Raw genomic sequence first — 9,405 nt, 5'->3', positions numbered from 1 at the left:
GTCAATATCTTCCATGCCAAGCCGACAACTTATGTTGCTAATCGGAATTCCTGCGGAAGTAGCGGCACAGCTCGATACGCTCCAGGACGTGAGGCTCGTAACACCATCGGTAACTTTGACTTTTTCGCCTCGACTTTCCGTCCTCGGAGCACCAAGCCCAGTGGCGGATCAAATGATTGTGGAGATAAGGAGTCAGGAGCGGCATCTGATTGGAGCAACTCTATAAAGTATGGCAGCACCAACTTCATTGCCACTGATCTATTGATTCCTGATCCGTGGAGTTCGTTGTCTTATGCTGTGCCGATGTTCCCCAATCAGGTTAAAAATACTACCACCACTCCGAGTGCGGACAATGTAAAGGTGACCAGCGCCGTTTGGAATGGGGCCAATATCGTGGTTACGGCCAAGAATACGGATGGCTGCTCGGTCTTAACTGCGGTGTACAATGGCAGAAATCAGACCTTTATTGGTAATGGCATCTGTACGGCAACCTTCCCTCAGGCAGTTGAATATACTTCTACGGTTACAACCTTGAACGTACTGACTACTAACCCAGATGGCATTCCTGTACTCGGTTACCGTGTTATTGATATTACTACCCAGCCTCCTGGTCACGTGGAAGGAGAGGGCTCTTTCATTTGGGAAGCTACCTGTCAGAACTGCCACGGCGTCGCAACCGATAGTTTAAGTGCCCAGAATGGCGACATTATCGAGGGAGTTCATAGTGGTAACTGTGGCTTCTGCCATCAGGGCGGTGTTGGCGGTGGCGGAATGATCGGCTCTGCGACTCGTTCGGTGGGTAAGCCGGAACCCTATAAATGTACTGAATGTCATACTGGATATTTCGATGGCCACCTCCAGAGGAGTAATCATAATGTCTTGATGCGGCCAACGGATCTTTCGGCTAACGAGGCCTGCAATTCCTGTCACCGACGTGGCGGGACCAACTCGGCTAATCCACTGTTCACCAATACCTGGTCGGGGACAGATGGTATTCATGCCATTCATCAACAAGGTTGCGGAAATTGTCACAGCTCAACAAGAACGACCAAGATCGGTGGCGGATATACCTCGATTTACAATGTCATCATGACAGGCACAAATGTTGGTTGTCTTGATTGCCATGCCAACCGGTCAGCGTATCACGGACGACATTTTGAGGGAGATGGTTCCTTTGCTTGGGTTGAATCATGTCAGTCATGTCATGGTACTGGCACAGCCAGCACGGAGGTTCAGCATAAGGGTGAAATTATTGATGGAGTCCATGGTGCAGGTTGTGGTCTCTGTCACCAAAATGGAATTGGCGGCGCTAACTTGATCGGCTCAGCCACCAACTCAGATCTAGCGCCTCGGCCTCATTATTGTACGGATTGTCATACGACGTACTTCAACTCCCATCAGCGTGGAGTGAGTCATGACCTTTTGATGCGAAGCAGCGATAAATCAGCAGGATCACCATGTAACTACTGTCATAAGGTGGGAGGGACTGGCTCTAGCACCCCGCTCTTTGTTAACAGTTGGACTGATGTGAATGGAATACAGGCATTACATCAAGGTGGTTGCGGCAATTGCCACACTTCGACCCGAACCACCAACGTGAGCGCAGGATTCACTTCTGTTCAGGATGTTATCTTGCGGGGGACAAATGTCAGCTGCCAAAATTGTCATGACAACCGCTTGGCCGAGCATGGTCTCCATGTTGAAGGGGATGGAGCCTTCGTCTGGGATAGTTCCTGTGAGACCTGTCATGGAGTAGGCAGCGTTAGTGACCAAGCCTCTTTTGGCGAGATTATAGCCGATGTCCATTACAATCTCTGTCAGAGCTGTCATCTGGGTGGGATCGGCGGCGGAGTCTTTACCGGTTCAGCCGTCAATGTCAATTATGGTGTAAAACCACATAACTGCATCGAGTGTCATGTCGGCAGCTTTGATGTTCATACCCGTGGGCAAGGCTCCAATCACACTGTCTTGATGAAGGCCGCTGACCTGGCGAACGGTGAAACATGTAATTCCTGTCATCGTCGCGGTGGAACGGGGTCAACCAATCCCCTGTTTGTTAATCAGTGGGATGGCTCCAATGGTATTATGGCAATGCATCAAGGTGGTTGTAGCCAGTGTCATCAATCAACCAGGACCAGGAATGTTGTGGCCCCATATACCTCGGTCAATAACCTGATCATGAACATGGGCAAGACCGGAGCGACTCCAGGATGTCTGGATTGTCATGCCGATCGTACCATTGGCCATGGCAATCATTACGCCAATGATTTCGTCTGGGCAGGGACCTGTAATACCTGTCATACCGGCACCAATATTGTAGTGAGTGTCCATAAGGCAAATTGCGGTCTGTGTCATGTTAATCCCGTAGGTGCTGGCCCCAGAAAGGCTGGAATCAATGGTAATGCGTTACTGGGTGATGCTTCCGGATTGAAGAGATTGGCAACCTGCTTGACCTGTCATCCATCATCCACTTATCCCATGGGCAAGATCCATCATAACTCGCCGTCGGCAGCAACTAATGCCTGTACTGTCTGTCATGCGGCGTCGAACCACAGCACTATGGTCAGTGGTACGAATACCACTTGCGTTACCTGCCATGCAGGAAATATTGGCACAGCAGCAGGTGCGCCGGTGAGCACGGCAGACGGTAAGGTCCATGATACCTGTCGGACGTGTCACACCTTTGATGCTAACCGCAAGGGTATCCTGGTTGCTCCTACCAATAACCGCGGAGTTACGGCAATGCCAGCGGGCGGCACCGGGACCAGTGATGGCGGAGGCGTGTGTACGGTCTGTCATACAACCAAGAGTTCAACAATTCATCACGGCAACGCCCATGCCAAGATCGGTGAGTGTGAGTGGTGCCATGCCGATCCTCGGAACAAGGCGGGTGGGACTCTCTTCCAGGAGGCAAGTCCTGCTGGTGGCATTCCCAAGCATCTACCATGTGAGGAATGTCATGTGACTCCGAAGCGGGGTGTTGCTCCAGGAATAAACGGCTGGACCGCCACGGCAGGTCAGATGACCATTTATGCCTATAACGAGGGCGGCACCCATTCGACCACCGACTATAGCTCCAACTTTGTGCGCACTGTAGCTAACAGCGGTGGTCATGTGGTGTCGAACACGGTGGGTAAGATCAACAACTGGGGTATCTGCTTCAGCTGTCACGATGGCACAGCGGGTAAGGCCCAACGGGTCAATCTTTTCCATTCCAAGCCGACATCCTTAATTGCTACTCGGAATTCCTGTGGTGATAGTGGCACAGCCCGGTATGCTCCAGGCCGTGAAGCGCGGAATACTATTGGCAACTTTGACTTCTTTGCCTCTACCTTCCGTCCATCGGGCACTAAGCCGAGTTCTGGTTCGCTTGATTGTGGGAAGTCAGGTGGGGTGTCAGATTATAGTAGCTCTGTGAAGTATGGCAGCACAATTTTCACCTCTACTGATCTGGTAATTCCTGACCCATGGAGCACCTTGACCTACACCGTGCCTATGTTTGCTGCCCAAACTCAAAGCACTACGACAACGCCTTCAGCGGATAACGTTCAGGTGTCCAGTGCGACCTGGGATGGGTTCAACATCGTGGTTACAGCAACGAACACCAGCGGTTGCGCCGCCTTGACAGCCGTTTATAATGGCAATAATAAGACCTTTGTTGGCACCGGAACCTGCACGGCTACATTCGCAACTTCAGTGGTTTACAACAGTTCTGTGCCTAATCTGAATGTAACGACCAGCAATCCTGAAGGAATAGGCGTTACCGGGTATCGCATCACCGACAAGACTAAGACGCTTGGCTCTCATTCTGAGGGGGACGGTAATTTCGCCTGGGTTGCCAACTGTACCACCTGCCATGGCCCTTCTGGGACAAGTCTTGTGGCGCCTAAGGGTGAAATTATCGCCGATGTTCATCGTGGTGAATGTTCCTTGTGTCATCAGGGTGGTGTTGCCGCTGCAACCCTTATTGGTTCCGCCAGTCGGGCGACAGTAGGCGTTAAGCCCCACGCCTGTACGGAGTGTCATACCGGATATTTTGATAGTCATATCCATGGAGCTGCTTCGAATCATGATGTGCTGATGCGTGGCACTGACTTGGCTCTTACAGAGGCGTGTAATGTGTGCCACCGTCGTGGCGGAACAAACTCTGCCAATCCGTTGTTTACCAATACCTGGGGCGGCACGAACGGTATCAATGCTCTGCATAAACTAGGTTGCGGTCAGTGTCATAATTCAACCCGGGTTGTCAATGTCAAAGCCCCTTACACTTCGGTTAAAAATGTTATTTTTACCGGAACCAATGTCAGCTGTCTTGATTGTCATGTCAGTCGTTCAAACACCCATGCCGGTCATGATGCCACCGACTTTGTGTGGGCTGGTACCTGCAACACCTGTCACACCGGGACAAATATCGTGGTCGATGTCCATAAGAACAAGTGTGGTACCTGTCATGTGAATCCGGCAGGCGCTGGGGTTTTGCGGGCTGGTTCTAATGGTAGTGGCATCTTGGGCGTGAGTTCTGGTCTGTTAAGGAGTTCAACCTGTTTGACCTGTCATCCAACAACGACCTATCCGACCGGTGGTATTCATCATGATACTGCACCGGCAGCGACCAACAACTGTACTATCTGTCACGCAACTGCGAATCACAGCACACGGGTCAATGGCGCCGGTACCGGTTGTGTTAGCTGTCATATGGCAACAGCAGGGACCGCAGCAGGTGTGCCGGTGAATATGGCGGATGCCAAGGTTCATGACGCCTGTCGGACTTGCCATACCTTTGACTTGAATCTGAGGGGTAGGTTGGTAAGTCCGACCAATAAACGTGGAGTTACTGCGATGCCTGTTGGCGGTGGTGTTTGTTCAGTGTGCCATACAGCAACCTCTGCTATGCATCACGGTAATGCCCATGCCTTGGTCGGTGAGTGTGAATACTGTCATGCCGATCCTCGTAACCTGGCAGGTGGTTCCAACTTCCAGGAGCCGGTACCTGCCGGCGGCATCCCGACCCATCTGCCGTGTGAGGAGTGTCATGTGACTCCGAAGCGCGGTGTGCAGGCCAATGGCTGGACTGCGGCGGCAGGTCAGATGACGATCTACGCCTTCAACGAAGGTGGTTCGCATTCGACCACCAACTACAGCACTGATTTTGTCCGTTCCGTAGCCAATAACGGTGGCCATGTGATCGGCAATACTGTGGGTAAGATCAATAACTGGGGTATCTGTTTAAGTTGTCATGATGGTTCAGGCGCTGCGGGTAAGGCGCAACGGGTCAATATCTTCCATGCCAAGCCGACAACATTTACTGCGACCCAGAGTTCCTGTGGCACCAGTGGTACGGCGGCATTTGCCCCAGGTCGTGAGGCGCGAAACACCATCGGTAACTTTGATTTCTTTGCCTCGACCTTCCGTCCTAACAGTACCAAGCCTGGTGGCAGCGGGAAGTGCGAACAGCCATCCGAGTGGAGTGCATCCGTGAAGTATGGTAGCACAATCTTTGCGGCATCTGACTTGGTGGTACCTGATCCGTGGAGTACGGCATCGTACACTGTGCCGATGTTTGCAGCCCAAACTAAAAATACCACGATCACACCATCGGCAGATAATGTTAAGGTGATATCTGCAATTTGGAATGGAACTAATATCACAGTGACAGCGACAAACACCAGTGGTTGTTCGGCTCTTGCAGCAGTTTATAACGGCAATAATATAACGTTTACAGGAACCACTACATGTACGGCTACTTTTGGAATTGGGGTTGTTTACAGCAGTGCGGTGCCTACCTTAAACGTGACCACTACCAACCCAGAGGGGCTGGGTGTTTCCGGTTATCGGATAACTATTCCTTAGTACATTTTTTAAATAATTAAAAAAATGCCCATTTCCTCACGGAGTGGGCATTTTTTTTGCTTATTCAACAAGAAATTAATTTGTGAACATCGAAATTAATTTGTTTTAACACTTCAGATAACAACAAGAGTACAGATATAATTCGATGAATAACGGCTACTTAGAATTATATTTCGTTATTCTTTTCTTCGCGGAAATGATGTGAAGAAATAGGTCGATATATATCGTTTATTGCTTTTTCTAAGGTGGTAAATGCAATAGTGGTCGAGGTTTAGTGGTATTTGAATCTATTTTTTTACTAAAAATTGCAGAGAAAACGTCATTTGGGATTGATAGGGTATTATGACTCCATAATGGGGGTAATAACCTTTTCTTACCAAGCAGATTGAAAGTTTTGGAATATTGTGGAGCGGGTTTGTCAGCTTTTGGGAACCAACAGGGAGAATTAAAATGAAAAAACTAGGCGTGTTGTGGAGTATTGTTGTTCTTCTGGCTTTAGGAGAAGTGGCATGGGCTTCGGTCATTGATGCCCCGCACAACGAATCGAATGATGTGAAATGTTCGAATTGCCATAGCTACTCCTTGTGGTGGAGGTATTCTCCTGTAAATCTTAGTGCCGCTCCTGACCCGGATCAAACAGTAATTGTTGATGGCGTGTGCATGACCTGCCACCAAGGTGGAGGACGAGGGCCGAAAGCATGGGCCCATACTCCAGTGGTCATGAATTCAACTACAGTTTATGATCCCCCCTGGGCAGGGGAAGGGTGCATGAACTGTCACAACCCGCATTATCAAGAACAGTTGAACTTTGCTCCCGCTGATCCCGATGCATACCTGGTTACCGGAACCATCGCCACAGTCGTGCCGGATTATGTTAATAATACCTCAACTATTACTTATTCTGTTAATACGCCTAATCCAAAATGGCCTGCAGATGGTGCGCTCCCCACCGATCCTGACTGGGCAAACAAGAGTATGATTAATCCCGATCGTGGTTTGATTTTAGTACACGACAAGGACATAAAATCTAATACCTTCAATATTGTCTCAGCAACCAATAGTCAAGTTGTCGTCCGCGGCATTCTCGATCCGGTTGAAACCTCAACATCAACCTGTGTTAATACCGCAACATGTAATACCTTTGGCCTGGTATATGGTCAATTGATCAAGGATAATATTGTAGGGGCGGAAGTTAAATTTTTTGATCCCTATGGCGGCTATGTCGGTGATGGAACATCAAACGGCATATGTCAGGTCTGTCATACTCAAGCCAAGCATTATACTAATTCTGCTGAATTGCCATCCGGGTCAGACACTCATGTCGGCCGAGATCATATTAATTGTATAACGTGTCATAATCATGAAGTTGGTTTCATGGGTGAAACCCATGATAATGGAAGTTTTGGCTGGGCCGGAAACTGTGCAACCTGTCACAACAGTACGGGTTCTGTCGTTAGCATTCTTAAAGATGAAAATATTCACAATGGTAGTTGCGGATTGTGCCATGTAGATGCGGTTGTTGGTGGAGCGCGGAAGGATGGAGATCCGCTTAATGGTATTGATGGTAGTGCCTTGGGCGCTACCAATACTTCTACCTGTGTTGATTGTCATATTACAAAACTTGTATTGACCAGCGGCAGTATTCATCATGTTTCCAAGATGGGATATGCCGCTGCCGGTGACTGTACTGAGTGTCATGCTGATGCTGTAGGTAAACTTGCCGCCAACCATAGTATTGCTGTTTCAACGGCTTTAAGCTGTGGAGGGTGTCATACTGCCACTGCCGGGACGGCCAACGGTATTCCAGTAGATCCAGCGAATAATAAGGTCCATGATGCTTGTACCACTTGCCATGGAATTAATGGCGCTCTCTTGAGCGTTGCGGCGGCCAATGATCCTGCCACTGCGGCATCAGTTATCGCAATGGGGGCAGGCGATTGCGTTTACTGTCATGGTGCAGTGAGCCATACAACCTATACTCATGCCGCCAATGTTACCACATCGAATACCTGTGATGGTTGCCATACTGCGACAGCGGGTACGGCGATCGGTATGCCGGTAGCTCCAGCAAACAATAAAGTCCATGACGCTTGTACCACCTGCCACGGTAGCAACGGAGCTTTGTTAAGTGTTAGCGCGGCCAATGATCCAGGCACCTTAGCTACAGTAATAGCGATGGGTTCTGGAAACTGCGTAAGTTGTCATGGCTCGGTTAACCACACAACGTATACCCATGCGACTACGGTTATAGCTTCCAACACCTGTGACGGTTGTCATGCGGTGACAGCAGGTAGCGCAAGCGGGATGCCGATTGATTTAGTAAGCAACAAGGTGCATGACGCTTGCACTACCTGTCATGCTAGCAACGGGGCCTTACTGAGTGTTAGCGCGGCCAATGATCCAGGCACTGTCGCTTCAGTCATCGCGATGGAGGCTGGCAATTGTGTCTCCTGTCACGGTGTGGTGAGCCACACATCCTATTCACACGCTACAAAGGTAACCGCATCGACCGAATGTACAGGGTGTCATACGGCGACAGCTGGGACGGCCAGCGGCATGCCAATCAATTCTACTGATAGCAAGGTTCATGATGCCTGCACCACTTGCCATGCGACTAATGGTACTTTGTTGACTGTATCAGCCGCGAACGATCCAGCAACAGCAGCGACTGTCATTGCGATGGCAGCAGGTAATTGTATTGGTTGCCATGGTAATGTTTCACACGGTAACATTTCTCATGAAACCAAGGTGGCGGCTACTAATTCCTGCAATGGCTGTCATAATGTAACTGCTGGCACTGTAAATGGTATGCCTGTAGATCCAGCCGATTCCAAGGTTCATGACGCTTGTACCACCTGTCATGCAGCTAATGGGGTTTTATTGACCCTGGCAGCAGCGAACGATCCTGCAACAGCAGCAACAGTAATAGCCATGGGTACAGGTGACTGTGTTTACTGTCATGGAACAGTAACTCACACTGCTTACACCCATGCAGCTACAGTTACCGCTGCAAATACCTGTGATGGTTGTCATACAGCGACAGCGGGTACGGCGAGCGGCATGCCGGTTAATCCGGCAAACAATAAGGTTCATGATGCCTGTACGACTTGTCACGGAACAAACGGCCTTCTGTTGAGTGTGAGCGCGGCCAATGATCCAGCTACCGCAGCTTCAGTAATAGCAATGGCAGCCGGGGATTGCGTTGGCTGTCACGGTGCAGTGAGTCATACAGCGTATACCCATGCTGCCAAGGTTACAGCTTCGAATACCTGTGACGGTTGCCATACAGCAACAGCGGGTACGGCAAGCGGTATGCCTGTTAGTCTGGCAAATAACAAGGTTCATGATGCCTGTGCTACCTGTCATGGAACCAATGGCGCTCTGCTGAGTGTGAGCGCAGCTAATGATCCAGTTACCGCAGCTTCTGTTGTCGCGATGGCGGTTGGTAATTGTGTGGGTTGTCATGGCTCCATCAGCCATACGAGCTACACCCATGCCACTACGGTAGCAGGATCAAGCGAATGTACCGGTTGTCATACGGCAGCCTCCGGCACG

1 protein-coding gene is annotated in these 9,405 nt (G+C 50.0%); it reads left to right on the top strand.

All coding sequences use genetic code 11. The features are described from left to right. Window positions 1–6,300: 6,300 nt before the first annotated feature. Window positions 6,301–9,405: hypothetical protein (locus tag FP815_02425; protein MBA3013789.1), on the top strand; the 3,105-nt coding region annotated here is incomplete at its 3' end.

The organism is Desulfobulbaceae bacterium, from assembly GCA_013792005.1.
GTDB lineage: Bacteria > Desulfobacterota > Desulfobulbia > Desulfobulbales > VMSU01 > VMSU01.
Note: the sequence above shows the minus strand (reverse complement) of the source record. Positions and strands in the feature narration are given on the sequence as shown.